A 26,060-nucleotide genomic window follows, 5' to 3' on the forward strand; every position below is an offset into this window, starting at 1 on the left:
ACGCGGACCACGTAGGCTGCCTGCCGTCGGCGCGCCACCCACGTGCGCCGGTGGGACGCGTTACCCGGGAGGATCTCCGCAATGGCTCAGGACATCGTTCCGATCGAGCTCGGCCTGCCCCAGGGCGACCTGGTGACCCTCTGGGCACCTCGGTGGCGGGAAGACGGCGAGGAGTGGGAGGCGTTCCTCGGTCACGAGGAAGATCTCTACGCCTTCCCCGACGTCGCGCATCTCGCCGCGTTCACCCGCACGGTGGCCGAGCACGACCTGGCCGATCATCCGGCGTGGCAGGTGGTCCCGGCGCTGTCGGCGCCCGAGCTGCTGCCCGACGAGGCGCACCAGTTCGACCTCGTCGGCGTGCCGGAGCTGGCCGCCGAGGACCCGGACACCTGGACGATCGGCGAGCTGGCCGACATCACCGCGATCGTGCGGTCGCTCGCCGACGTGTGCGAGCTGGACGACGTGCACGAGGTGCTCGACTCCTCCGACGGGTTCGCGCTGCTGTCCGAGGGCACGCTGCCGTTCACCGGTCGCGACGGTCAGAAGCTGTGGGACGACCTGGCCAAGACGATCGCCGAGCGCTGGGACGAGGTGCTCGACGCGATCGACGGCGTGGTCACCGTTCCGGACGTGGACGACACCGCGCTCGAGGCGGCCGCCGAGGAGCTGGCCGCGTTCGAGCAGGAGTCCGAGGACTCGGCCGGCGCGCTGGGCGTCGACGTCGAGGACATCGACCCGGTGGACACCGAGGCCGACACCGACACCGCCGCCGCGAAGTCCGACGAGTCCGATGAGGACAGCGCGGACGACGACGGGGACGAAGACGAGGACGACGAGCCGGTCGGGTTCTGGGGCGAGGTCGGCATCGACCCGGTCAAGATCATCACCGGTGGGCACGAGTACTACTCGCTGCGCTGCTACCTCGACGACGAGCCGATCTTCCTCGGCTCGGACGGCAAGATCGACGTGTTCACCTCACCGCGCGCGCTGGCCAACCACCTCGCGCAGTCCGAGGACGACCACGACCTGACCGAGGTGTCCACCTGGCCGGAGGTCGCCACCAGGGCCACCGACGGCGACCTGGACATCGAGGTCGACGTGGACAACACCTACGTACTGCAGGGGCTCGCCGACGACCTCGCCGAGGGGCCGGACGCGATCGACCCGACCCAGCTCGACCTGGCCGTCGAGCTGATCACCGACGCGGCGGACTGGGCCGGCGACGACAGCGTCTCCGAGGCGCTCGGGCAGTCGGAGAGCCTCGGCTGGCTGGTGTCCTTCGTGCTGAACCCGGACCCGACCCGGCTCGCACCGAGCGCGCCGTTCGACGCCGAGGTCACCGCGTGGCGCGAGCTGTCCGAGTCCTTCGAGAACCGCCTGCGCCCCCACTGACAGCGAACCGATCCTTAGCAAGCCTAAGGTATTCAGCGGGCTTATTCACGCTCGAACCCCCGAGATTCAGCGGGCTCGATCCCGCGGGAGCGTCAGCCGATGAGCGCCGCGTAGCCGGGCTTGATCACGTTGTTGATGATCGCCAGGCGTTCGTCGAAGGAGATGAACGCCGATTTCATCGCGTTGATCGTGAACCACTGCAGGTCGGCCCAGTCGTAGCCGAACGCGTCCATCAGCGCGGCCATCTCGCTGCCCACCGAGCAGCCGCTCATCAGCCGGTTGTCGGTGTTGATCGTGACGCGGAAGCGCAGCCGGGTGAGCAGGCCGATCGGGTGCTCGGCGATGGACGGCGCCGCACCGGTCTGCACGTTGGACGACGGGCACATCTCCAGCGGGATCCGGCGGTCCCGCACGTACGCGGCCAACCGTCCCAAGTGGACAGTGCCGTCCTCGGCGACCTTGATGTCGTCCACGATCCGCACGCCGTGCCCGAGCCGCTCGGTGCCGCAGTGCTGGATCGCCTCCCAGATCGACGGCAGCCCGAACGCCTCACCGGCGTGAATCGTGAAGTGCGCGTTCTGCTGGCGCAGGTACTCGAACGCGTCCAGGTTGCGGGTGGGCGGGAAGCCCTCCTCCGGGCCGGCGATGTCGAACCCGACCACGCCGCTGTCCCGGTACCGCACGGCCAGCTCGGCGATCTCCAGCGAGCGCGCGTTCTGCCGCATCGCGCACAGCAGCGTCTTCACGCTGATCGTGCTGCCCGCGCCGGCCGCGCGCCGCTCGCCGTCGGCGAAGCCCTCCTGCACGGCCTGCACGATCACGTCGAGGGACAGCCCGCGCTCGGTGAACAGCTCCGGCGCGTAGCGCACCTCGGCGTACACCACGCCGTCGGCGGCGAGATCCTCGACACACTCGGCGGCCACCCGGCGCAGCGCCGCCTCGTCCTGCATCACGCCGCACGTGTGCGCGAACGTCTCCAGGTAGCGGACCAGCGAGCCGGAGTCGGCGGCTTCGCGAAACCAGGCACCGAGTTGCTCGGCGTCGGTGGTCGGCAGCGCGGTGTACCCGCTCGCCTCGGCGAGCTCGACGACGGTGCCGGGTCGCAGCCCGCCGTCGAGATGATCGTGGAGCAGGACCTTGGGGGCGCGACGGATCGTGTCCGGCGTGACGGGTGCGGCTGGCATGGCCCAACGCTACCGAGTAGGCCAAGTGGTGGGAACGCGGTGACCCCCATTCGGCCGCATGGTCGTGACCCAACGTCCGAGGTCAAAAGCATGTCACCCGATCGTGGGCGCAAAACCGGCCCGCTAACCTACGGGTGGTGTTTAGACGGGGACCGGCTGTGGCTAGGCTCGGCGCCGTCGCCCCACTCCCCTCCCCAGACAAAGGTCACCCACCGTGCAGGAGAACAACAACGCCACGGTTTCGTTCGACCGGATGCGCACCATGCTTGTGCGTGCGGCCGAGATCCGTGAAAGCGAGCAACAGCAGATCTTCGACGCGCTGGACGAGATCCACGCGCGCATGGCCCCCATCGAGACGCTCGGCACCATCCGCAAGCGCCTCACCGAGATGTCCGACCGCGCCGAGGTCGTCGTGCTCGCCGAGCGCGTCGACGCGGTGATGTCGAAGCTGGACTCACAGGACGCGGCGATCGCCGCCGTCGGCCGCGCCGTCGAGTCCATCGTGGACAAGCTGGCCACGCCGTTCGCCCAGCTCGACGGTCGTCTGGACGGCGTCGCCGGCCGGATGGAGGGTGTCGCGGGCCGGATGGACGGCCTGGAGGACAAGCTCCTCAACATCCACCGCCGGCTCGACGAGCTGGACGGCCACCTGTCCAAGCAGGACGACCGCGTCGCCATGGTTCCCGGCGAGGTGACCGTTCCGGTCCGCGAGCGCATCGAGGCGCTGGAGGGCGGGCTGCGCGCGCGGATCGACGAGGTGGACGACCGGCTGCACGAGCACCTGGACGGCACCAAGGACGCGCTGCACGCCGCGGTCAACGAGACCCGCGAGACGGTGGACGCGAGCGACCGGCTCAACGGGCTGGCCGAGCGCCTCGAGCAGGTGACCTCGCGTCTGGACTCGATGACCAGCCGCCTGGACACCGTCGAGGACGGCTTCACCGCGGCGCTGGGCAGCCTGTCCGGCTCGATCGAGCAGAGCCTGACCAAGGTCGAGGGCACCCTGACCGAGCGGCCCGACTCGCAGTCGGTGGAGTCGATGGTGCGCAAGAGCAACGCCGAGTCCGAGCGCCGCATCGGCGGCCACCTGGACGAGGCGATGGCCACCTTCGCGGAGCTGATGCTCGGTGGCGGGCCGGCGCCGCAGCCGCCGACCACACTGCCCCGCCAGGGCACCCGCCGGCGCACCACGAAGAAGGCCGGCACGAAGAACAACTCCACGGACGACGCCGACATCGCCTGAGTTCGCGAGTCCCGCGCTGAGACATTCACCGGGACACCCCGAGTCCCGCGCTCCGCACTGATGCGGAGCGCGGGACTCGCCGGTGCAGGGCGCGGGACTCGCGGGTTACCGGATCAGGCACTGGGACGAGCCGCAGTAGCGGCCTAGCCCCAGCCGGTCCAGCACGGTGCCGTAGACCGGTACGGAGGTGCGCGCCTGCGGCGAGGGTGGCACGCTCGGCGGCGTCTGGGCGATGGCGATGCCCAGACCGCCGATCAGGCTCGGCTGCGGCCACTCCAGGAACAGCGCGAACCGGTCGTGCCACTTCCAGTTCGTCTGCGCGAATCGCCCGCCGTCGGAGAACGACACGAACACATCCGCCGCCTCACCTCTGGTGTAGGCCACGAGATCGTCACGCCCGTCGCCGTTGAAATCACCGATGCCGGGAATCTCCTGTCCCAGGGCGAAATGCTCGCTCCATCTCCAGCTGTCCTGCACGAATCGCCCGCCGTCGGACAACGACACGAACACGTCGGCCACGTCACCGCGCATGAACGTCACGATGTCGTCGCGCCCGTCGCCGTTGAAATCACCGGTGCCGGTGACCTCGTTGCCCAGCGCGAAATGGTCGTGCCACTTCCAGATCGCGTGCCGGAAAACGCTGCCGCTGGACAGCGACACATAGGAGTCGGCCCGGTCGCCGCCGGTGAACGTGATCAGGTCGTCGCGCCCGTCGCCGTTCACGTCGCCGATCCTCGGCACCTCGTTCTCGATGGCGAAGAAATCGTGCCAGCGGCGGCTCGGCCCGAAGCCCGAACCGTGCGACAGCGCCACCCACACGTCCGCCGACGTGCCGCGGGTGAACGTCACGATGTCGTCCAGACCGTCGCCGTTGAAATCGCCGACCGCGGGCAGTTCCGCGCCGAGTGCGAAGAAGTCGTGCCACTTCCACGCGCTCTGCACGAATCGTCCACCGTCGGAAAGGGACACGTACACATCGGCCGCGGGGCCGCGGGTGAACGTGACCACGTCCTGCTTTCCGTCGCCGTTGAAATCGCCGGCGAGCGGGATCTCGCCGCCACCGCCGAAGAACTCGTGCCAGCGCCACGCGTCCTGCACGAACCGTCCGCCGTCGGAGAACGAGGCGTACACATCGGCCGCGTCGCCACGGGTGAAGGTGAGCGCGTCGTCGAGCCTGTCGCCGTTCAGGTCGGACTCGGTGGAGGCGCCCACCCGGCCGGTGCCCACACCGCTGGCCGGGCTGGACGCGCCGCGGTGATCCACCGCGACCACGCTGTACTGGCGCACCGTGCCGACGGGCAGCGCCTTGTCCTGGAAACCGGTACCGCGTGTGGTGCCGATCTGCCTGCCGGACGCGTAGACCCGGTAGAACGCGATCCCGGTGTCGTCGCGAGGCTCGGTCCAGGACAGTTGCACGCCGTGCTCGCCGTTGCCGACCTGTACCGGTGTCGGTGGCGCGGCCGGTGCCGCCGAGTCGGTGTACCCGCGCACCAGGCTGTCCGCCCAGTACGAGGAGGCCGTCCAGTGCGGCGCGCCGCCGAGCGGCCGCAGCTCCACGCGTACTCGCGACTTGCCGGCCGTGACCCCGGCGGGCAACGCGAAGTCGTCGGCATGCCAGTACTGCACGTCGTTGCGGAACGCCTGCAGCCAGGTGCCCACAGCGGTGCCGTCCACCAGCACTTGTGCCGCCTGGCCGCCGAACCGTTGATCGGATATTCGGCGCAGCACCACACCGGCGTTGTTCGGGTTGGTGGCCATGTCGAACGCGATCGCGCCGAGGCCGAAGCGCACGTCGTCGCGCACGGTCAGCTCGTCCTCGTCGCCCTCGAAGACGCCCTCCATGGTGAACTGCTGGCCGCTGTCGGCGTACGCGTGTTGGGTGCGGCTGGCCGCCGACCCGACGTCCAGCACGTCGGTCCGCTGATGCCCGAACCCTTGCTGGGTATAGAGAAACGCGGTCGACCGGTAGATCGCGTCCACGTCGTTCTGGGCGCCGTGCTCGATGCCGAATCGCAGCGACGAGTGGTACGGCACGGCGTCGGTGAGCAGCAGCCGGTACGGCGAGTCGCACTCGGTCGCGCACCCGCGCGCGGCGACCTCGTGGCCGGGGTTGCCGTTGAGCGGGTTGGTGAACGTGCCGCGGTGGAAGTACCACCCGGCCTCGTAGAAGTCCTCGGTGCCGGTGCCGTGCACCTGCGGGGTCTGCATGCCGTCGACGTAGACCCGCTCGTCGCCCTCCAGGTACAGCCGCCGGTCGCCCTCGCCGGGGCGCACCCGCCCCTCCATCGCCTGCGTGACGCCGACCAGCTTGCCGCGCCCGCTGCGCTCGGCGATGGTCCAGTCCCCGTCGCGCACCGGGTTGCCGGAGCGGGAGTCGGTGCTGAAGTAGCCGGCCGATCCGCCCGGCGCGAGCTCGTTGGTCCACTGCGGATCGGGTGCGCTGGTGAGCTGTGACTCGACGCCGGACAGCGTGCGGCCGCTCCGGTTCACCAGGCTGACCGTCGCGCCCTCCCGGAACGGCATCGGCCACCACGTCGAGTACCAGCCGCCGGCGGCCGGGTCCATGGCGAACAGCAGCGAGCGCACCGGGTACTCGCCGAGCCCGGTGCCGAAGAACTCGCCGATCGGTGAGTCCACTGTGGACTGTCCGTCGAAGGTGATGCGCAGCCGCAGGCCGGCCAGGGTGTCGTCGGTGGCCAGCGCGTCGGGCACGCGCAGCCGCAGGCCGGTGATCGTGCGCGGACCGGTGAGCCGCGCGATGTCGGTGCTCTGACCGGACGCGAGGTTGCTGGTCGCCGGCTGGGTCACCGCGTCCGAGCGGTCCGGCTTCGGGTCACGGGTGCCGGCCGCACGCAGCTTGTCCACCACGTCCGCCGCGCGGTCGGCGGGGTTGAACGTGGGCACACCCTCCGCGTCCGGGAAGTGCCGGTAGCTCACGTGATGGAACAGCGGGTTGTTCTGCACGGTGACGCGCATCGAGGACCGGTACGGCATCGGCACCTTGATGTACACGCCGCCGGAGCTCTGGTCCGCGTTGGCCACCAGCGGATAGACGAACGGTGCGCCGAGCGCACCGTTCACCACGTCCTGCAGGCCGGCGTCGATCACCCGGCGGCCGTCCAGCTCGACCAGGATGCGGCCGGTGAGCCGGACGTCGCCCTCGTCCGGGATCGGGTCGGGGTTGGAGCCGATGCGGGTGAACCAGATCGAGCCGATCTCGCCGGCACCGGCGTCCTCGGCGATCACGCAGCCGGCCGGTGAGCCGTGCAGGCAGGAGTATCCGCCGTAGAAGCCGTCCTCGGGATTGCCGCCGCCCCGGTCGAAGCTGGACGACTGGCGAATCTGCGATCCGGCCGACAGGTACGGCAGTTGGTCGAGCCTGCGGTACATGTCCCAGCCGACCGGCCCCTTGGAGGTCGGCGGCGGTTCGGCCGAGGCGGAAGCCGACGCTGGGGCCGCACCCACCGTCGTCATGATCGCTGCCATGCTCAGGCCAAGCAGGGTGGCGAGCAGGACGGCGAGCGCGCGGCGGTGGGGGCGGTGCATGTGATCACCTCGACTTCGATGGCGAGACCACACGGGTAAACGATTACTCGTGTGATCAGAGTGTGAGCAGCCGAGCGTCACGCGTCAAGCACATTCAGTCGCGTCGCTGGCCTGGATAGATCCAGACAATCAGCCGTGTAACGGACAGGCTCCTTGGGCCGATTGGAGGTGTCCGATTACGCAGGTGCACCGACGTTTTGGACGCAAGAAAACGATTACTCCTTTGGAGAAAGACGATCTTCACTCAGGCCGGCTTTTCCGGGCGAACGATCACCGACGGTCACCTGAAGGGGCGACCGGCGCCGTCGCGTCAACTGCGGAGCGTATCGATGATCAACGGGGCGCGCTCCGCACCGGCGTCGCCAATCGTGACCCCGCCGTTAAGCGCGGCCAGCGCGCCGCCGAGGGTGTCCTCGTTGTTCGTGCGCAACTCGAGCAGCGGCTGGCCCGCCGACACCCGATCGCCCGGCTTGGCGTGGCACAGCACGCCGGCGGCGTGGTCGACCGGATCCTCCTTGCGCGCCCGGCCCGCGCCGAGGCGCCACGCGGCCACCCCGACGGCGTACGCGTCCAGGCCGGTGAGCACGCCGTCGGACTCGGCGGTCACCTCGCGCACGTGCCGCGCGGACGGCAGCGGCGCGTCCGGGTCACCGCCCTGCGCGGCGATCATGCGACACCAGGTCTCGTAGCCGCGGCCGGACGCCAGCACCTCCGCCGGGTCCACTGTGGACAGTCCGGTGAGGGAGAGCATCTCGCGGGCCAGCGCCATGGTCAGCTCGACCACGTCGGCCGGCCCGCCGCCTTTCAGCACGTCGACCGACTCGGCCACCTCGACCGCGTTGCCCACGGCGGCGCCGAGCGGCACGGACATGTCGGTGAGCAGCGCGGTGGTCGGCACGCCGTGCTCGCGGCCGATCCCGACCAGCGCCGCGGCCAGCGCGCGGGCGTCCGCCTCGGTCTTCATGAACGCGCCGGCGCCGACCTTCACGTCGAGCACCAGGCCACCGGCGCCCTCGGCGATCTTCTTGCTCATGATCGAGCTGGCGATCAGCGGGACGGACTCCACGGTGCCGGTGACGTCCCGCAGCGCGTACAGCTTGCGGTCGGCCGGCGCGAGATTGGGCGTGGCCGCGCACACCACGGCGCCGACCTCGTCGAGTTGGCGCGCGATCTCCTCGGTGGACAGGCCGGCCCGCCAGCCGGAGATCGACTCCAGCTTGTCCAGCGTGCCGCCGGTGTAGCCGAGGCCGCGGCCGGAAAGCTGTGGGACGGCGGCGCCGCACGCGGCCACCAGCGGGGCCAGCGGCAGGGTGATCTTGTCGCCGACGCCGCCGGTGGAGTGCTTGTCCACGGTCGGGCGGCTGGTGCGCAGCGAGAGCCGCTCGCCCGAGTCGATCATCGCGCGGGTCCACCTGGCGGTCTCGACGGCGTCCATCCCGTTGAGCAGGATCGCCATGGCGAGGGCGGACATCTGCTCGTCGGCGACCACGCCACGGGTGTAGGCGTCCACCACCCAGTCGATCTGCTCGCCGGTCAGCGTGCCGCCGTCCCGCTTCGCCCTGATGATGTCCACAGTGGACAGTGGTTCCCACGTCATGGACACACTCTAAGCCTCGACAAGTTTCAGCCCGATGATCCCGGCGACGATCAACAGCAGGAACCCCAGTCGCGACAACGACATCGCCTCGCCGAACAGCGCCATCCCGGTGACCGCGACGCCGACCGTGCCGATGCCCACCCAGACGGCGTACGCGGTGCCGACCGGCAGATCGGCGAGTGCTATCGAGAGCATGCCGAGGCTGACCGCGGCGACCGCGATCCCGATCACGGTCGGCACGAGTCGAGTCAAGCCGTCGGCCTGCTTCAACGCGACCGACCAGACGATCTCGAGCAGTCCGGCCGCGACGAGGATGACCCAGGCACGGCTCACGCGGTGACCCCGCCGTCCACCGTCACGGTCGCGCCGGTGATGTAACGGCCGGAGTCGCCGACCAGGTGTGCCACCGTGGCGGCGATGTCCTCGGCGGTCCCGTAGTGGCCGAGCGCGGTGACCGCCCGCTCGCCGTCGGCGTGGTCGCCGTCGGCCGGGTTCATCTCGGTGTCGATCGACCCCGGCTGGACGAGGTTGACCGTGATCCCGCGCGGCCCCAGATCGCGTGCCACTCCCTTGGTGAAGCCGATCAGGGCCGACTTGCTCATCGCGTACAGGCTGTAGCCCGGCGCCGGCACGCGATCGGCGAGGCTGCTGCCGATGCTGACGATCCGCCCGCCGTCGGGCAGGTGCTCGACGGCCGCCCTGGTCGCGGAGAACACCGCGCGGGCGTGCACCGCCATGAGCTCGTCGTAGTGGTCGACCGTGGCCTCGCCGATCTCCCCGGAAATGAACAGGCCCGCGTTGTTGACCAGGATGTCCAGCCGCCCGAGCCGCTCGACCGTCTCGGTGACCGCGGCGCTGATCGCGGCGTGGTCCGCGGCGTTCGCCTGGATCGCGACGCCCCGGCCGCCGGCGACGGCGACCGCGGCGAGCACGTCGTCGGCACGGTCCTTCGCGGTGTTGTAGGTGATCGCGATGTCGGCGCCGTCGGCCGCGAGCCGGGTGGCGATGGCTGCCCCGATGCCCCGGCTTCCGCCGGTGACCAGTCCGACCTTGCCGTCGAGTTTCTGCACGAGCTGCTCCTATTTCTGCAGTGAACGCTTCCTAATTACTGTAGCCTTGCTAGTGTGGAGACGGCAACCACACGGGAAGGGAGCGCGATGGCACCGCCGGGACGACCGCGCGGCTTCGACCGCGACGCGGTACTCGACGCGGCGATGCGGCTGTTCTGGCAGCACGGCTACGAGGGCACGTCGATCAGCGACCTCACCGAGACGACGGGCATCGGCACGCGCAGCCTGTACGCCGCGTTCGGCTCGAAGGAGGAGCTCTTCCGGGAGGCGGTGACGCTGTACAACAGTGCGAGCGTGATCAGCTGCGGTGCGCTCGACGAGGAGCCGACCGCACGTGCGGCGATCGAGACGCTGTTACGCGCCAACGCCGATGCCTACGCGGATCCGACGACACCGCGCGGCTGCATGATCGTCCTCGGCGCGGCGACCGGCACGCCGGAGAACGAGCCCGTCCGGCGGTTCCTCGCCGACTGCCGCGACGCCGACCGCACGGCGGTGTCCGCCCGGCTCGAACGCGCGGTGGGCGACGGCGATCTGCCGCCGGACGCGGACACCGAGGCGATCGCGACGTTCTACCTGACCGTCCTGCACGGCCTGTCGATCGGCGCCCGCGACGGCGGCACCCGCGAGGCCATGCACCAAGTCATCGACATGGCGATGTGCGGGTGGGACGGCGTGGTGTCGCAACGGCGACGCTCAGCCCGCCCAGCCCGAAGCCGGTGAGGAGTTCTCGTCAGTCGAGCACCGTGGTGGTCAGCGCCGGCGAGGCGTCGATCTCCGCGTCGGTGAACCGTGGTGTCACCCATCCGCCGGACGAGTACAGCTTGGTCTGGTCGGAGAAGTGCGGCGAGGTCGGGTCGGAGGACTGCGAGTACGTCAACACTGTCGACACCTTCGGCGCGCCCCGCCCGAACTGGATCACCTGGATGTAGGACGACCCGTGCGGCACCTCCACGTAGCCGCGCTTCGGGTCCCAGGTCGCCGTGATCACGTTCAGCACGCCGAGCTGCCCCGGCCCGCCGTGGATCGGGATGCGCTCGCCGTTGCGCGTCACGGTCTGCCCCTGCGCGAGCGGCGCGTCCAGCGCCAGCCCGGCGGCGAGCACCTCGGCCGCCGCGTTGCCGAACGCCAGCGCCACCTCGGGCTTGTCCGCGGCCAGCGTGTTCGGCGTGTGCACCGGATTGCGCGGGTCGAACGGCACCTTCCACGGCCCGCCGGGCACCCGGCCGAGCTGCGCCCAGAACCGTTGGAACAGCAGGGATCCACGGCTGTCGTTGGTGTACCCGTGCTGCCACGACGCGAGCGCGGGACACGCCGCGCGCACGTCGACCGGGCCGGAGGAGGACGGCGCCTTGCCGTCCGGGAACGCGGCACACATCTTCGCCGTGTCGGCCGCGGTCAGCTCGGCGTTGCGGCTGTGGTCGGAGAACAGCACGGCGCGCATCGACTCGTTGCTGAACCCGCGCCCCGGCAGCCCGTCGGTACCGGTGATCCGCCGCTGGGTCGCGATGATGCTCTCCTGCGTGCGGGTCGAGCGCTGCTCCAGGGTGTCGCCGAACACGCGCGGGTAGCTCAGCGGCCGGGCCGGGTTGGCCAGCCACGGGCTGTCGTTGGCGTTGGTGACGAAGTCCTTGCGGGTCAACGACGGCATGCGGGACGGCCCGAGCAACCCGGGCTCCAGCGCCTCGCCGTCGGTGCCCCACTGGCAGGCGCTCCGGCCACCGTCCAAAATGGACAGTCCGTCGGAGGCGAAGGTCTCCTTGCCGAGCGGGGTGCCGCACGTGGCGGCGTGCTCGTCGGTCACGTGCGGGACGACCTGCGAGTCGGTGTACAGCGCGTTGCCGTCGCGGTCGGAGGCGATCGTGTTCACCCACGGGATGCCCTGGCCGCGGCGCAGCACGTCGCGCAGACCGGCCGTGTCGCGCGCCTTGGCGAAGCCGAACCAGGTGTTCAGCGCGCGCAGGTTCCCGGCGTTGGCGTCGCGCATCACGTGCGCGGTCTGGCCCCACGGCAGATCGATGCCCTCGACCTCGTTGGTCACCGGGCCGTAGCGGGTTGACCAGAGGGTGCGCTCCACGGTGCCGATCGAGCCGTCGTCGTTGCGCACCTGGACGGCGACCCGCTGCGAGGTCATGTCCTCCGGCTTGCCGTCCACCAGGTATTGGGTCGGCTTCCCGGGTGTCAGCGGCACCTCGAACAGGCCGAACGGGATCACGGTGGACACGGTGTGGCTCCACGCCACGCGGTCGGTGTGCCCGATGTTGATCGCCGGCATGCCGATCAGACCGGCGCCGGAGACGTCGATCTCGCCGGGGATGGTGAGGTGGCTCTGCCAGAAGCGGCGCGAGCCGTGCCACGGGAAGTGCGGGTTGCCGAGCAGCACGCTGCGGCCGTCGGTCACGCCCTGCGAGCCGACGGCGATCGCGTTGCTGCCGATGTCGGCCGGGCCCTTGCCGGCGCCGAGCGCGGCGGACAGGCGGCGCGCGGTGTCCGGTGCGGGGGCGCTCACCGGGGTGGCCGGCGGCTGCGCGTTGACCTCGCCGTCGACGCTGCCACCGGAGCCGGCGCCGACCACGACCGAGTACACGTGCCGGTACACGTCGAGGTCGGTGATCGGGCGCACCCACTCCTGGCCCTTGCAGCGCGGGTCGGTGATCGCGCCGCCGTGCTCGGCGAGGTACTTGTTGTATCCCTTGGCGTATCCGCGAACCACGTCGCGCACCCGCGGCTCGGGGCCGTTGGGGGCCGGCTGGTCGACCAGGCGCTCGACGACACGGCTGTCGTTGATCCGCTGGAAGTGCAGGTCGCTGTTCAGGCTGGTGGTGGAGCCGCCGAGACCGGGGCTCACCGGAGCGTTCGGGCCGAGATAGCGGGACCGCTGCCCGCTGACCGTGAGATAGCTGTCGGCGAGCAGGCAGACGTTGTCCTTGGCGGAGGCGAAACCGAGGCCTTCGCCGAGCCCGCCGTAGTCGCGCGCGGTGATGTGCGGGATGCCGTACTCGGTGTACCGGATCTTCACCTTCGGCGACCCGGCCGCCGCGGGTTCGGCGGTGGCCGGGGTGTTGGCCACGGCGATCGCCGTGGCGACGGCCGCGATCGCACCTACCGCTCCGGTGATCTTGATCGCGCGTCTCATCGTCGCGTCCTCCCCTGAATCACGTGGTGTGCACCCCGCCCCACACGGGGCACACACTACGTGATCACCGGGACAGCGTGACCACGGTCAGCTCCGGCGAGGCGTTGATCTGCTCCTCGGTGAACCGCTCGGGAACCCACTTGCCGGCCGAGAACAGCTCGGTCTGGTCGGCGTAGTGCGGCGAGGTGGGGTCGGTCGACTGCGAGTAGGTGAGCACGGAGTGGGCCGAGGGCGCACCGTCACCGAAGTGCGTGACCTGGATGAACGACGAGCCGTGCCGGATCTCGGGGTAACCGGCCTTGGGGTCCCACAGCGGGGTGATCACGTTGAGCACGCCGAGCTGGCCCTGACCGCCGTGGATGGGGATGCGCTTGCCGTTGCGGGTGACCGACTGGCCGTCGGAAAGCGGTGCGGCCAACGGGATTCCGGCCGCGCGCAGGTCGTTGACCGCGTTGCCGAAGGCCAGCCACACGTCGGGCCGGTCGGTGGCGAGCTTGCGCGGGGTGTTGACCGGGTCCTTCGGGTCGAAGCCGTCCTTCCACGGTCCGGGAAGGCTCGCACCGGCGAACTTGATCAGCCCGATGTGCGTCCAGAAGCGTTGGAACAGAACGGATCCGCGGCTGTCGGCGCGGAACGAGCCGTCCCAGTTCTCCAGCACCGGGCAGGCTTCGCTCACGTTGATCAGCCCGCCGCTGAACGGTGCGAGGCCGCCGAGGAAGCCCTTGCACATGGCGACGGTGTCGGTGCGGGCGAGTTCGGCGTTGCGGCTGTCGTCGCGGAAGAGGACCTCGCGCATGGTGTCGCCGTCGAAGCCCTTGCCGGGTAGGCCGTCGACGCCGGCGAGGCGGCGCTGGGCGGCGACGATGCTCTGCTGGGTGCGAGTGGAGCGGGCGGTGTTCATGTCACCCATGACACGGGGGTGGGACAGCGGTTCGGCGGGGTTGGCGAGCCAGGCGCTGTCGTTGGCGTTGGTGACGAAGTCCTTGCGGGTCAACGAGGGCATGCGGGACGGGCCGAGCAGTCCGGGTTCGAGCGCGTCCGGGTCGTTGCCCCACTGACACGCGCCGCGGCCACCGTCCAAAATGGACAGTCCCTGCAGCGAGAAGGTGACCTTGCCGAGGAGCGTGTTGCAGGCGTTGGCCTTCTCGTCGGTGATGTGCGGGACGACCTGGATGTCGCCGTAGAAGGCGTTGCCCTTGCGGTCGGAGGCGATCGTGTTGACCCACGGGATGCCCTGGGTGCGGCGCAGCACGTCCTTGATCTCGCCGGTGTCGCGGGCCTTGGCGATGTTGAGCCAGGTGTTCATGCCGCGAAGGTTGGTGAGGTTCGCCTCGCGCACCGAATGGGCGGTGAGCGCCCACGGAAGGGGGATGGTGCCCATGATCGAGGTGGTGACCGGGCCGTAGCGGGTGGACCAGATGGTGCGCTCGACCTTGCCCGTGGAGCCGTCCGCGTTGCGGACGTCGACCGAGACCTGTTGCGCGGTCATCGATTCGACCTTGCCGTCGACCAGGTACTTGGTCGGATCCCACGGCACGACGGGAACTTCGAAGAGCCCGAACGGCGCGACCGTGGCGACCGTGTGGGTCCACGCGACGTCGTCGTTGTGCCCGATGTTGACGGCGGGCAGGCCGAGCAGGCTGGCGCCGCTGACGTTGAGCTTGCCGGGGATCGTGAGGTGGCTCTGCCACATGCGGTTCTTGCCGTGCCACGGAAAGTGCGGGTTGCCGAGCAGGACGCTCTTGCCGCCCGAGACGCCCTGCGATCCGGCGGCGATCCCGTTGGAGCCCATGCCCTCGTGCCGGTTGGACTGGATCGCGGAGGCGATGCGGCTGGCTGTGTCCTTGGCCGGCTTCGGTGCCGGTGCGTTGGCCGGCACGACAGCGGGTTTGGCCCCGACCACCCCGTCCAGGACGTAGTCGGTACTGCCCATGATCACGGTCATGTGGACGTGCCGGTACACGTCGATGTCGGAGATCGGGCGGACCCAGTCCTTACCCCGACAGGCGGGATCGGAGATGTTCCCGACGCCAGTCTCGGCCAGGTAGCGGTTGTACCCCTTGGCGTACCCGCGAACGACTTCCTTGACCTCGGGCTCGGGCCCCTGCGGCGCGGGCAGGTCCACGAGCCCCTCGACGATCTTGGCGTCCTTGAGGCGGGTGAAGTACAGATCGCTGTTGAGATTCGTGGTGGTCGCGCTCTGGCCGGGCGAGACCTGGCCGTCCGGGCCAAGGAACCGGGAGCGCTCACCATTGGCCGTGAGGTAGGTGTCGGCGAGCAAGCAGAGGTTGTCCTTGGCTACGGCGTACCCGTAGCCCTCGCCGAGGCCCGCGAAGTCCGACGCGGTGATGTGCGGGATGCCGAACTCGGTGTAGCGAATGGTGGCGGCCGCCGGTGCGGCCTCAGCGGTGTACTGCACGGCCACCGTGGTGGCCGTGGCCGCGACGGCCAGCACCGCCGCGCCTGCGACGGATGCTCGTAACCTCGTGCGGAACCTGCGGGTGTGCGCCATGGTGGCATGGTAGCGCATCAATGAACAGTAGTGTTCATTTAGTCAGGCGGACATCCCGACGAGGTGCATGGTGTTGCGGATCGGCTTGCGCTGCGGATCAACCCACGCGGGCGGGATGTAGTAGGGAATCCCGTTGCGCATGATGATTTCCCAGTCTTGTTGGTGGATGGTGGTGTGGTGGTGTCGGCAGAGCAGTGTCATGAGTTCTGCTGAGGTTATTCCACCGTCGATCCACGGGATGATGTGGTGTGCGTCGGTCCACTCCGGCGGCCGATCGCACCCAGGGAATGAGCAGCCTTTGTCGCGTGCGATGAGCGCCGCCCGAATCGTTGCGGTGACGAGCCGTTGTTCGCGTCCCACGTCGAGTGGCTTGCCTTCACTGTTCAACACGATGGGCGTGATTCCGGCATCACACGCGATCTGCCGAATGGTTTGCGGTGTGATCAGCGCACCGAAGTCACCATGGCCGAGGCCGATTTGGTCGCGAAGTTGTTCGTAGGAAATCGTGATCGCGAGGTGCGGCCGCCGTCCACCGTCCTGCGGGAGTGTGTCGGAGTTGAGGATGCGGTGCGCCAACTCGATCAGCGCGTCGGCCCACCTGCGGGCGGCTGATCGGTCATCATCTTTGCCGGCGGGTTTCGCCAGCGGCGACAGGGCTGCTTTGAGAACTTCGGCACACTCGGGCGAGAGCCGCCCGCGCACGATGATCATCCCGTCGACGTCTTCAATCATGGAGAATTCCATGCGTTTCCATGCGGCTTGTTCGTCGAGCACGACTTGTTCGGGTTGCAGGTGAGCTCGGGTGCGGGTGGCGAGCTTGCCGAGTTTGACCGGGTCGAAGCGCTCGGCTTCCTCCACGAGAAGGTGTTCCACGTCGGCGTGATGTTCGTCGGGAAGTGTGTCGATGGTGGTGCGCACGACCTGCACGTGGTCACGGCTGATCGCCCCAGCGGCGAGTGCCTTCGCCGCCACGGGTAGCTGTGCCTCGATGGGCTGCCCGGTCAACGTGGTCGACCCGAACAACGCGTTGGCGTCAGCTACTCGCCGTCGTGCGTCGGCGGGTGAGATCCGCACGGTGTCCCGCAGGAACGATGCCGTGGAGTAGGCGCCCATTTCTTTCGCGATGCCCTGCTCATGGATTTCGTGGACGAGTTGAAGTCGCTCATATTCGAGTTGTCGAATATGGATTTCGCGAGCCCGTAGCTCGTCGATTAGTTACTGTCCCCTCATACCTCGATTCTACCCAATTCGACCGACCACCATGGGGTGAACTAAAAGGAGCAAGGTGGCGGCGCAGTACGGGCAAAAGGCAGGCGGAGCCTGCCCGTAGCGCCAGCCGTTAGGGCCTCCCGCACAATTCCGCGCCGCCACACCCCAACACCAGCACGCACGTACGATCCCCCCATGAAGACGGACTGGGACACGCTCAGAACAACGGCCACCCAAGCAGCCACCCACGCGTACGCCCCCTACTCGAAACTCCACGTCGGAGCCGCCGCACTCTGCGACGACGGCAGAACAGTCACCGGCTGCAACGTCGAGAACGTCTCCTACGGCCTGAGCCTGTGCGCCGAATGCACCCTCGTCGGCCAACTCCAACTCACCGGCGGCGGCAAGATCACCGCCCTCGCCTGCCGCGACGCCGAGGGCAACCTTCTGATGCCCTGCGGCCGCTGCCGCCAACTCATCAACGAGTTCGCCGCCCCCGACTGCCTGATCGACACCCCCCACGGCCCACTCCCCATGACCGACGTCCTCCCGGACAGCTTCAGCCAGTCCGACCTACCCGCCTGACCACCACCACGGTCAGCACCGCAAATCCCGCACCAAGAACGCAGATCACCAAAGAGACCACGCCCACCGCGCCCCACCCCAGCGACGCCCCCACACAGGCGTACAGCGGCGGCCCGAGGAACGTCCCCACGTTGCCGCCCTGCGCGAACGCCCCGTGTGCCAGCGCCGCCATCCGATCCGACGCGACCAGCGGGATCGTCGCGAACGTCGCCCCCTGCACGCACCCGCTGAACAAGAACAGCACCACGCTCCCGACCAGCAACGCCCCGCCGTCCAACCACGCGAACACCGCGACGGCGGCCAGCGCCTCCCCGGCGAAGGACACGGTGAGCGTCGTGAACGGCGACACCCCGAGCCGCAACAGCACGGCCCCGACCAGAGTCGTCGCCACGATCGACAGCACGGCCAGCAGCGACATCCACGGCCCGAGTCCGTCCGCGCTCACGGCTCCCCCGGAGACGAGCGGCGCCCGCACGTAGGACAGGTACGAGCTGAACATCAGGCAGTGACACACGAACGCGGCCGTGGCGAGCATGATCGGCCCGTGCCGGTAGAGCCGCCCGTGGTCGGTGATCACGGTGCGCAGCAACACTTTCGCGCGCGCACCGGACGGCGGCGGCTCCAGCGTCTGCTCCCGCGCGAGCCGGTTCAGCCGAGGCACCAGCAGCACGGTCACCACCGCGAACAGCACCGCGTGCGCCCAGAACAGCGACCGCCAGCCCCAGCCGTCCACCAGCGCGGGCGCGACGAGATCGGTCAGCGCGAACCCGACCGCGAAGAAGCTGCCCCAGACGGTCATCACCAGCGTGCGATCACTCGGCCGGGCCACCACGCCCATCAGGCTCGGCGCGGCGACCACGATCACCAGGTGCGACAGGCCTTCGAACACGCGCAGCCCGAGGAAGGCCGAGGTGGACGACAGCACGGGGACCAGCGCCGAGGTGACTCCACCGGCGATCAGCGACACGGTCAGCAGCCGGCGCCGGCCCCACGCGTCGACCAGCGCGCCGGCCGCGACGCCGAGCACCACACCCATGAGCGCGACCAGTGACACCGCGAGCCCGCCGCCGATCGGGGACAATCCCAGCTCGGCCGACAGCGAGGGCAACACCGGCGGCACCTTCGCGAAGTGCACCGCCGCGGCGATTCCGGCGACGAACAGCAGCGCCACGCTGTACCAGTCGGTGCGCTCACGCGCCTCGCCGTAGTTCTCCGATAGCGCGTCGCAGTCCGCCGTCACGCCGACAGACTAGCCAGCGGGAGGCGTTGCGCCCCAAGGAGAATTCAGCGCCGCCAGGCGGCGTTGTACGAGTCGATCATGGCGAGCGCCGGGCCCGGGATGTACTGCCGGTACTGGTCGACCTGCGACTTGACCGGCGCCTTGGGTGCCGGAGCCTGCTGGGTGACCGGACGCGGCTTGGGCGCCGGGGCCTTCACCGGTGCCGCCTCCTGCGCGACGGCCAGCGCGGCGACCGGCGGCGCGACGGGCTCGGTGACCGCCACCTGCGCCGGCTCGTCCAGCGGCTCGTGGGTCACCATCACCGGCGACTCGCTCCCGACGACCGACGAGAAGCCCTCGCCGGACGCCAGCGGCTCGCCCTGCTGCCCGTCCCCGCTCCACGCCACCGACAGCGCGCCGGCGACGACCAGCGCGCCGGTGGCCGCGGCGATCGCACCGCGCCCGGCGGCGGCGTGCGCCCGGGAGGCGTCACGCACCGGTTCTCGACCTTCACGAGCGAGCAGGTCGGCTGCGGCGACACCGGAGTACGACCGGTGTACGCCCTTGTAGCCCGACTTCTGAACCGCGATCCGGCTGGCCATGGGCAAGACCATACCGAGGTGCGCAAGCCCTAGCCGCCCTGCCCCTTCCGATAGCTCTGCCCGATCCATTTCGGTACCCGGAGCCGTTGTGCCGCAAGCGAAAGCACCAGCAGCGTGACCACGTACGGCGCGGCCGTGACCAGCTCGGGAGGCAGCACGTCGGTGCTGGCGAACCAGATCAGGAACGCCACGCCGATCGCCGCGGCGACGCCCGCGATCCCGTACCGGCGCGCGCGAGCCTGGAACACGGCCAGCACGAGCAGCGCGATACCGAGCAGGAGCAGCAGCGCGTGCACGGCGTCCGCGCCGCGCAACTGCATCGCGTCGGTGTAGCCGAACAGGCCGGCACCCGCCGCCACGCCACCGGGCCGCCAGTTGCCGAAGATCATCGACGCGAGGCCGATGTACCCGCGGCCGGCGACCTGCTGATCGCGGAACTGGCTGGAGCTGACCGCGAGGATCGCGCCGCCGAGCCCGGCCAGCGCGCCCGAGCTCACGATCGCCGCGTACTTGTACTTGTAGACGTTCACGCCGAGCGATTCGGCGGCGACCGGCGCCTCGCCGCAGGAGCGCAGCCGCAGCCCGAACGGCGTGCGCCACAGCAGCCACGCGGTGAACACGAACAGCACAACCGCGAGCAATGTCAGCAGTGACACGTTGGTGGTCAGGCCGCGCAGCACGCCGGCCAGGTCGGAGATCAGGAACCAGTGCTTGGCCTCGATGTCGCCGAGCAGCGAGGAAAACCCGGGAATGCTCACCCTCGGCACGTCCGGGATCGGCGGGGACTTCTTCTGCCCGCCGCCGGGCGTGTCGGTGAAGTACAGCTTGGCCAGGAACAGCGTGAGGCCGGGCGCCACCAGGGTGATCGCCACACCGGAGATGATGTGGTCGACGCCGAAGGTCACAGTGGCCACCGCGTGGATCAGGCCGCCGACCGCGCCGAGCACGACGCCGAAGAACACGCCGGCCCACGGGCCCCACTGCCAGCCGGCCAGGCCCGCGCCGAACGTGCCGAGCACCATCATGCCCTCGAGGCCGATGTTGATCACGCCGGCGCGTTCGGACCACAGCCCGCCGAGACCGGCCAGCGCGATCGGCACGGCCGCGGTGAGTGCCGCGGCCACGGTGCCGGACGAGGTCAGGTCCTCGGCTCCGGTCAACGTCCTGATCAACGCGATGACGACGAACGCGCCGGCCGCGATCAGCACGTAGGTCATCGGCGAGATCCGCCGCTTGCGTGGTGCCGGCGCCTCCTCGACGCCGGCGCTGAGCCCTCCGCCCGCGGTCATGTGGTCACCTCCGCGGGAGCCGGGGTCTTCGTGGTGCCGAGCGCCGCGCCCACGTCACGCTGTTCGAGGCGCAGGCGGTAGCGGCGCACCAGTTCGTAGGCGATGACCACGGACAGCACGATCACGCCCTGCATGATCACCACGATCTCCTTGGGCACGCCGGTGATGTCCAGCGAGTTGGACGTCTGGTCCAGCACGCCCCACAGGATCGCCGCGATCGCCATGCCCACCGGGTGGTTTCGGCCGAGCAGCGCGATCGCGATGCCGGTGAAGCCGAGCCCGGCGGGGAAGTCCAGCGCGTAGGTGTGCGACGAGCCGAGCAGCTGCGGGACGCCGACCAGGCCGGCCACCGCGCCGGAGAGCACCATGCTCGCGACGACCATCTTCTTGACGTTCACGCCGCTGGCCACCGCGGCCGACTCGGACAGGCCGGTCGCCTTCAAGTCGAAGCCGAACCTGGTGCGGGACAACAGGTACCAGTACCCGACGCCGACCGCGACGGCCAGAATGCTCAGCCCGAACACCGTGGACGTCGAGCCCGGATACGGGATGCCGGACACCCGTCCGCCCTCGGTGATCGGCGGCGTGCCGATGTTGTTGCTGCCGCCGATCGGCACCGCGAGGCGCGACGGGTTCAGCAGGAACGCCACCACGGCGGTCGCCACCGCGTTCAGCATGATCGTGGAGATGACCTCGCTGACGCCTCGGGTGACCTTGAGGATGCCGGCGATGCCCGCCCACACCGCGCCGACCAGCATCGCCACGATGATCGTCATCGCGACGCGCAGGAACGACGGCAGGTTCTCCATGAACGCCGCGCCGGCCAGTGCCGCGGACAGCATCGCGGCGATCCGGTACTGGCCGTCCACACCGATGTTGAACAGCCGCATCTTGAAGCCGATCGCCACGGCCACCGCGGACAGGTAGTACGTCGTGGCGTTGTTCAGCGAGTTGGCGAACGTGCGCGGGCGCTCCAGCGAGTCCGCCATCTGCTGGGCCGCGTCGGCGGGCGAGTGGCCGGTCACCGACAGGATGATCACCGACACGATGGCCGCGAACACCAGCGCGCTGACCGGGGCGGCCAGGGCCAAACCGACGCGGCGCAACGTGTGCCAGGAGAAGCGCCTCTTCAGATACGTCAGATAACCAGCCATCAGGCCGCCCCCTCCCCCGCGCCGGTCATGGCGGAGCCCAGTTCCTCGGGTGTGACCGTCTTCGGGTCGTACGAGGCGACCAGCCGCCCGCGCAGGATCACCGACAGGCTGTCCGACATGCCGATCAGCTCGTCCAGGTCGGCGGAGATCAACAGCACCGCGAGGTGCTCGGCGCGGGCGCGACGGATGTGCTCCCAGATCGCGGCCTGCGCGCCGACGTCCACCCCGCGCGTGGGGTGCGAGGCGATCAGCAGCACCGGGTTGCCGCTCATCTCCCGGCCGACGATCAGCTTCTGCTGGTTGCCGCCGGACAGCGAGCCGACCGCCACGTCGATGCCGGGTGTGCGGACGTCGTACTCCTCGACGATCCGCCGCGTGTCCTTGCGCGCGCCGCCGCGGTTGATCAGCACGCCGCGCACGCTGGGCGCCTTGGTCTGGTGCCCGAGGATCCGGTTCTCCCACAGCGTCGCCTCGAGCAGAACACCCTGGCGGTGCCGGTCCTCGGGGATGTAGGCCATACCCGCGTCGCGCCGGTCGCGGGTGGACAGCTTGCTGATTTCCTTGTCCCGCAAGAAGATCCGGCCCGAGTCCAGCGACCGGATGCCCATCAGCGCCTCGACCAGCTCGGCCTGACCGTTGCCCTCCACGCCCGCGATGCCGAGCACCTCGCCCGCGTGGATCGTGAAGGACAGGTCCTCGAGCACCGCGCGCCCGTCCGGGGTGTTCACGGTGAGGCCGTCGACCTCGATCACCGGCACGTCGGTGACCGTGGACTCGCGCAGCTCCGGCACCGGCAGCGCGCTGCCCACCATCAGCTCGGCGAGCTGGCGGGCCGTCGTCTCGCGCGGCGCGACGCTGGCGACCGTGGTGCCGCGGCGCATCACCGTGATGTCGTCGGCGACCGACAGCACCTCGTCCAGCTTGTGCGAGATGAACAGGATCGTGAGCCCCTCGGCCTTGAGCTCGCGCAGGTTGCCGAACAGCTCGTCGACCTCCTGCGGCACGAGCACGGCGGTCGGCTCGTCGAGGATCAGGATGCGCGCGCCGCGGTAGAGCACCTTGAGGATCTCGACGCGCTGCCGGTCACCCACGCCGAGCTCGTCGACCAGCCGGTCGGGCTCGACGCCGAGGCCGTAGCGCCCGGAGATGTCGCGGATCTTCCCTCGCGCGGCCTTGAAGTCCAGCCGGCCCCCGGAACGCGGCTCGCTGCCGAGCACCACGTTCTCCAGCACGGTCAGGTTGTCGGCCAACATGAAGTGCTGGTGCACCATGCCGATGCCGGCGGCGATCGCGTCGGCCGGCGAGTGGAACGTCGCCGCCTTGCCGTCGATCTCGATGCTGCCCTCGTCGGGGCGCTGCATCCCGTAGAGAATCTTCATCAACGTGGACTTGCCCGCGCCGTTCTCCCCGACCAGCGCGTGCACCGTGCCCGGACGGACGGCGACGTTGACATCGGAGTTGGCGATCACGCCGGGAAACCGCTTGGTGATCCCGAGCAACTCCACCGCGTTCGTGTCGCTGATGGTGCGCTCCCCTCATGAACGGGCGAACCCGGGGCGACTCTAGGGCCAGCCCCGGGTCCGTCTGCCCGTCACCCGAATTACTTCTTCGACGGCACCTGAACAGTGCCGGAGATGATCTTCTGCTTGTACTCCTCCAGCTGCGCCTTGATGTCGTCCACCTTGCCGCCACTGGTCGCGTACTCGATGCCGCCCGATTTCAGGTCGTAGACCTTGTTGCCGGAGATCGGCTTGCCGGCCTTCACGCTGGTGATGAAGTCGTAGACCGCCAGGTCCACCTTCTTCACCATGGACGTCATGATCACGTCCTTGACGTCGGCCAGCTCCGGCACGTTGTACTGGTCGGAGTCGACGCCGATGCCGAGCTTGCCCTTGGACTTGATCGACTTGAACGCGCCGCTGCCGGAGCCGCCGGCCGCCGCGTAGATCACGTCGGCGCCCGCGTCGAGCTGGCCGGTGGCGGCCGTCTCGCCCTTGGCCGGGTCGTTGAAGCCGGTCATGTCCGGCGGCTGGGTCAGGTACTTGACCTCCACCGTGGCGGTCGGCTTGGCGGCCTTCACCCCGGCGGCGTAGCCGACCTCGAACTTCTGCAGCAGCGGGGTGTTCACGCCGCCGACGTAGCCGACCTTGTTGGTCTTGCTCTTCAACGCGGCGGCGACACCGACCAGGAACGAGCCCTCGTGCTCGGCGAAGGTCAGGTTCGCGATGTTCGGGCCGTCGTCGGTGCCAGGCGAGTAGTCGTCGATGATCGCGAACTTGACGTTCGGGTGATCCTTGGCGACCTTGCCGATCGGGGTGGCGTACGCGTAGCCGATCGCGATGATCGGGTTGAAGCCGCCGTCGGCGAGCTGACGCAGCCGGTCCTCCTTGGCGGAGTCGGTCTCGCCGGGGCTCGCCTCGAGCTCACGGGTCTCGATGCCGGTCTCGGCCTTGGCCTTGTCCAGCCCGCGCGCGGCGGAGTCGTTGAACGACTGGTCGCCGCGACCGCCCACGTCGTAGGCCAGGCCGATCTTCAGCTTGCCGTCGCCGCCGCCGGCCGGCGCTTCGTCCGACCCGCACGCGGCGAGACCGGCGAGGCCGAGGCCCAGCGCCAGCGCTCCGGCGACGAGTCGTATTCCTCGCACTCGGCGCAAGGCGTTCTCCCTTCCCCTTGCCACGCCCGGCACCCCCGAGCGCGGTTCTTGTTCGCGAGACCGTACCCCCACGACGTCGTCAAGCCCCGTCCACTCTCTGGTGCGTGACCGAATCGTTGACCGGTCCGCCCGCGCCGCTACTCTCCGGTGGGCGGACGTCGCAGCACAGGGAGGCGCCGGTCGATGAGCACCCGAATGACGGACCGAGTGGACCGTTTCTTCCTGGTCAGTGCCCGAAAGTCGACCTTGGCTCGGGAGGTCCGGGGCGGCCTTGCCACGTTCTTCGCGATGTCCTACATCGTGGTGCTGAACCCGTTGATCATCGGCACCGCGAAGGACCGGAACGGCGAGCTGATCGCCGGCGGCACCGACGTGACGACAAGCGTCGTCGCGGTCGCCGGCGTCACCGCGCTCACCGCCGGAGTGCTCACGATCCTGATGGGCGTGGTCGGGCGGTACCCGTTCGCGATCGCCGTGGGCCTCGGTCTGAACTCGTTCCTCGCGGTCGGAGTAGCGAGCCAGACGACGTGGCCGGAGGCCATGGGCCTGGTCCTACTCGAGGGCCTGATCATCATGGTGCTGGTGCTGACCCGCGTGCGGACGGCGATCATGCACGCGATCCCCGCCGACTTGAAGACCGCGATCGGCGTGGGCATCGGACTGTTCCTGGTACTCATCGGGCTGGTCGACGCCGGGATCGTGCGCCGGATTCCGGACGCGGCCGGCACCACCGTGCCGGTCGGGTTCGGGGTGGGCGGCGAGTTGGAGGGCTGGCCGATCCTGGTGTTCGTGGTCGGGCTGGTGCTCACCGCGATCCTGGTGGTGCGGCGCGTGCCGGGCGCGATCGTGATCGGCATCCTGTCCTCCACCGTGCTGGCGATCGTCGTGGAGGCGGTGTTCCATCCGGGCCCGTCGGTGGTGGACGGCAAGCCGGTGTCGCCGACCGGGTGGCAGTTGAACGTGCCGAGGGCGCCGACGGACTGGTTCGCGCTGCCCGATCTGTCGCTGGTCGGCCAGGTGGATCCGTTCGGCGCGTTCGGCCGGATCGGCGTGATCGCCGCGCTGATGATCGTCTTCGCGCTGCTGCTGTCGGACTTCTTCGACACGATGGGCACGGTCGTCGGGCTGACCGCGCAAGCTGATCTGCTCGACTCGAAGGGGCAGGTGCCCGGCATCGGACGAGTGCTGTTCGTGGACTCGCTGGCGGCCACCCTCGGCGGCGCGGCGTCCAGCTCGTCGAACACGACGTACGTCGAATCGTCGGCGGGGATCGGCGAGGGCGCGCGCACCGGCATCGCGAGCGTGATCACCGGATCGCTGTTCCTGGCCGCGATGTTCTTCGCGCCGCTGGTGACCGTGGTGCCGTTCGAGGCGGCGACCCCGGCGCTGGTCGTGGTGGGCCTGGCGATGGTGTCGCAGATCAGGCACATCGACTTCACCGACAACGGGATCCTGCTGCCGGCGCTGCTGACCGCCGTGCTGATGCCGTTCACGTACTCGATCTCGGTCGGCATCGGCGCGGGCCTGATCAGTTACGTGATCCTGCGGGTGTTCCAGGGCCGGGCGCGGGAGATCCACGCGCTGCTGTGGATCACCGCCGGCCTGTTCGCGATCTACTTCGCGACGCATCCGCTGAAGTCGCTGTTCGGTATCGAGTGACCGGTCCAGA

General features: G+C 69.6%; 19 protein-coding genes. 5 read left to right on the forward strand and 14 right to left on the reverse strand.

The genetic code is table 11. The features are described 5' to 3' along the window. Positions 1-81 precede the first annotated feature (81 nt). A complete protein-coding gene (locus tag EV193_RS18745; RefSeq protein WP_130345480.1) occupies positions 82-1,392 on the forward strand; it encodes a primosomal protein in 1,311 nt (436 codons plus the stop codon). Between the two features lie 92 nt (positions 1,393-1,484). Here the strand turns inward: EV193_RS18745 and EV193_RS18750 are convergent, their stop codons facing one another. Next, the gene (locus EV193_RS18750; RefSeq protein WP_130345481.1) at positions 1,485-2,576 is read right to left on the reverse strand and encodes an adenosine deaminase; all 1,092 of its coding nucleotides are present in this window, start codon (positions 2,574-2,576) and stop codon (positions 1,485-1,487) included. Positions 2,577-2,829: 253 nt separating this feature from the next. Between EV193_RS18750 and EV193_RS18755 the strand changes: the two genes are divergently transcribed. Continuing rightward, positions 2,830-3,819, forward strand: coding sequence for a PA containing protein (locus EV193_RS18755; RefSeq protein ID WP_130345789.1), 990 nt, complete (start codon positions 2,830-2,832; stop codon positions 3,817-3,819). 105 nt (positions 3,820-3,924) lie between these two features. Here the strand turns inward: EV193_RS18755 and EV193_RS18760 are convergent, their stop codons facing one another. From EV193_RS18760 to EV193_RS18775, 4 genes are all read right to left on the reverse strand, one after another. Then, on the reverse strand, positions 3,925-7,365 hold the full coding sequence (locus EV193_RS18760; RefSeq protein WP_130345482.1) for a DUF2961 domain-containing protein: 3,441 nt from the start codon (positions 7,363-7,365) through the stop codon (positions 3,925-3,927). Positions 7,366-7,675: 310 nt separating this feature from the next. Beyond that, positions 7,676-8,962, reverse strand: a complete 1,287-nt coding sequence (locus EV193_RS18765) for a thymidine phosphorylase (RefSeq protein ID WP_130345483.1) — start codon at positions 8,960-8,962, stop codon at positions 7,676-7,678. Positions 8,963-8,971: 9 nt separating this feature from the next. Further along, positions 8,972-9,295 (reverse strand): DMT family transporter, encoded by a 324-nt coding sequence (locus EV193_RS18770; RefSeq protein WP_130345484.1) that lies wholly within the window; start codon positions 9,293-9,295, stop codon positions 8,972-8,974. Beyond that, entirely contained in the window at positions 9,292-10,032 is a 741-nt protein-coding gene (locus EV193_RS18775) for an SDR family NAD(P)-dependent oxidoreductase (RefSeq protein WP_130345485.1), read from the reverse strand. Before EV193_RS18775 ends, EV193_RS18770 begins: the two co-directional genes overlap by 4 nt. A gap of 87 nt (positions 10,033-10,119) precedes the next feature. On the opposite strand from EV193_RS18775, the gene EV193_RS18780 reads away from it, so the two are divergent. Beyond that, positions 10,120-10,755 carry a TetR/AcrR family transcriptional regulator gene (locus tag EV193_RS18780; protein ID WP_130345486.1) on the forward strand — a complete coding sequence of 212 codons (636 nt, stop codon included), beginning with the start codon at positions 10,120-10,122 and terminating at the stop codon, positions 10,753-10,755. A gap of 10 nt (positions 10,756-10,765) precedes the next feature. Here EV193_RS18780 and EV193_RS18785 read toward each other — a convergent pair whose 3' ends face one another. From EV193_RS18785 to EV193_RS18795, 3 genes are all read right to left on the reverse strand, one after another. Then, positions 10,766-13,168 (reverse strand): penicillin acylase family protein, encoded by a 2,403-nt coding sequence (locus EV193_RS18785; protein ID WP_130345487.1) that lies wholly within the window; start codon positions 13,166-13,168, stop codon positions 10,766-10,768. A 64-nt stretch (positions 13,169-13,232) separates the two neighbouring features. Then, complete coding sequence (locus EV193_RS18790; RefSeq protein WP_242613495.1) at positions 13,233-15,698, reverse strand: penicillin acylase family protein; 2,466 nt, start codon at positions 15,696-15,698, stop codon at positions 13,233-13,235. A 24-nt stretch (positions 15,699-15,722) separates the two neighbouring features. Continuing rightward, positions 15,723-16,892: a DUF222 domain-containing protein gene (locus EV193_RS18795; protein ID WP_130345488.1), complete on the reverse strand. Its 1,170-nt coding sequence runs from the start codon at positions 16,890-16,892 to the stop codon at positions 15,723-15,725. Positions 16,893-17,084: 192 nt separating this feature from the next. On the opposite strand from EV193_RS18795, the gene EV193_RS18800 reads away from it, so the two are divergent. Further along, positions 17,085-17,474 (forward strand): cytidine deaminase, encoded by a 390-nt coding sequence (locus tag EV193_RS18800; RefSeq protein WP_130345489.1) that lies wholly within the window; start codon positions 17,085-17,087, stop codon positions 17,472-17,474. Here the strand turns inward: EV193_RS18800 and EV193_RS18805 are convergent. The 6 genes from EV193_RS18805 to EV193_RS18830 all read right to left on the reverse strand — a co-directional run bounded on the left by EV193_RS18805 (position 17,449) and on the right by EV193_RS18830 (position 24,382). Continuing rightward, a complete protein-coding gene (locus tag EV193_RS18805) occupies positions 17,449-18,714 on the reverse strand; it encodes an MFS transporter (RefSeq protein ID WP_130345490.1) in 1,266 nt (421 codons plus the stop codon). The genes EV193_RS18800 and EV193_RS18805 overlap by 26 nt on opposite strands. Positions 18,715-18,758: 44 nt before the next feature. Continuing rightward, the gene (locus EV193_RS18810) at positions 18,759-19,295 is read right to left on the reverse strand and encodes a hypothetical protein (protein WP_130345491.1); all 537 of its coding nucleotides are present in this window, start codon (positions 19,293-19,295) and stop codon (positions 18,759-18,761) included. Positions 19,296-19,324: 29 nt separating this feature from the next. Continuing rightward, on the reverse strand, positions 19,325-20,584 hold the full coding sequence (locus EV193_RS18815; RefSeq protein ID WP_130345492.1) for an ABC transporter permease: 1,260 nt from the start codon (positions 20,582-20,584) through the stop codon (positions 19,325-19,327). Continuing rightward, on the reverse strand, positions 20,581-21,738 hold the full coding sequence (locus tag EV193_RS18820) for an ABC transporter permease (RefSeq protein WP_130345493.1): 1,158 nt from the start codon (positions 21,736-21,738) through the stop codon (positions 20,581-20,583). Before EV193_RS18820 ends, EV193_RS18815 begins: the two co-directional genes overlap by 4 nt. Next, positions 21,738-23,243 (reverse strand): ABC transporter ATP-binding protein, encoded by a 1,506-nt coding sequence (locus EV193_RS18825; RefSeq protein ID WP_341273173.1) that lies wholly within the window; start codon positions 23,241-23,243, stop codon positions 21,738-21,740. The genes EV193_RS18820 and EV193_RS18825 overlap by 1 nt, the downstream gene beginning before the upstream one ends. 95 nt (positions 23,244-23,338) lie before the next feature. Then, complete coding sequence (locus tag EV193_RS18830) at positions 23,339-24,382, reverse strand: BMP family lipoprotein (protein ID WP_207222723.1); 1,044 nt, start codon at positions 24,380-24,382, stop codon at positions 23,339-23,341. A 204-nt stretch (positions 24,383-24,586) separates the two neighbouring features. Between EV193_RS18830 and EV193_RS18835 the strand changes: the two genes are divergently transcribed. Continuing rightward, a complete protein-coding gene (locus EV193_RS18835; protein WP_207222707.1) occupies positions 24,587-26,050 on the forward strand; it encodes an NCS2 family permease in 1,464 nt (487 codons plus the stop codon). Positions 26,051-26,060: the final 10 nt, after the last annotated feature.

The sequence above is a fragment of the Herbihabitans rhizosphaerae genome (assembly GCF_004216555.1).
GTDB lineage: Bacteria > Actinomycetota > Actinomycetes > Mycobacteriales > Pseudonocardiaceae > Herbihabitans > Herbihabitans rhizosphaerae.

Excerpts from the sequence above, each read along its gene's own strand:
- EV193_RS18820 (WP_130345493.1), bottom strand. The coding sequence starts at position 21,738 with ATGGCTGGTTATCTGACGTATCTGAAGAGGCGCTTCTCCTGGCACACG.
- EV193_RS18835 (WP_207222707.1), top strand. The coding sequence starts at position 24,587 with ATGACGGACCGAGTGGACCGTTTCTTCCTGGTCAGTGCCCGAAAGTCG.
- EV193_RS18750 (WP_130345481.1), bottom strand. The coding sequence starts at position 2,576 with ATGCCAGCCGCACCCGTCACGCCGGACACGATCCGTCGCGCCCCCAAG.
- EV193_RS18785 (WP_130345487.1), bottom strand. The coding sequence starts at position 13,168 with ATGAGACGCGCGATCAAGATCACCGGAGCGGTAGGTGCGATCGCGGCC.
- EV193_RS18815 (WP_130345492.1), bottom strand. The coding sequence starts at position 20,584 with ATGACCGCGGGCGGAGGGCTCAGCGCCGGCGTCGAGGAGGCGCCGGCA.
- EV193_RS18765 (WP_130345483.1), bottom strand. The coding sequence starts at position 8,962 with ATGACGTGGGAACCACTGTCCACTGTGGACATCATCAGGGCGAAGCGG.
- EV193_RS18760 (WP_130345482.1), bottom strand. The coding sequence starts at position 7,365 with ATGCACCGCCCCCACCGCCGCGCGCTCGCCGTCCTGCTCGCCACCCTG.
- EV193_RS18780 (WP_130345486.1), top strand. The coding sequence starts at position 10,120 with ATGGCACCGCCGGGACGACCGCGCGGCTTCGACCGCGACGCGGTACTC.
- EV193_RS18755 (WP_130345789.1), top strand. The coding sequence starts at position 2,830 with ATGCGCACCATGCTTGTGCGTGCGGCCGAGATCCGTGAAAGCGAGCAA.
- EV193_RS18810 (WP_130345491.1), bottom strand. The coding sequence starts at position 19,295 with ATGGCCAGCCGGATCGCGGTTCAGAAGTCGGGCTACAAGGGCGTACAC.
- EV193_RS18800 (WP_130345489.1), top strand. The coding sequence starts at position 17,085 with ATGAAGACGGACTGGGACACGCTCAGAACAACGGCCACCCAAGCAGCC.
- EV193_RS18745 (WP_130345480.1), top strand. The coding sequence starts at position 82 with ATGGCTCAGGACATCGTTCCGATCGAGCTCGGCCTGCCCCAGGGCGAC.
- EV193_RS18790 (WP_242613495.1), bottom strand. The coding sequence starts at position 15,698 with ATGCGCTACCATGCCACCATGGCGCACACCCGCAGGTTCCGCACGAGG.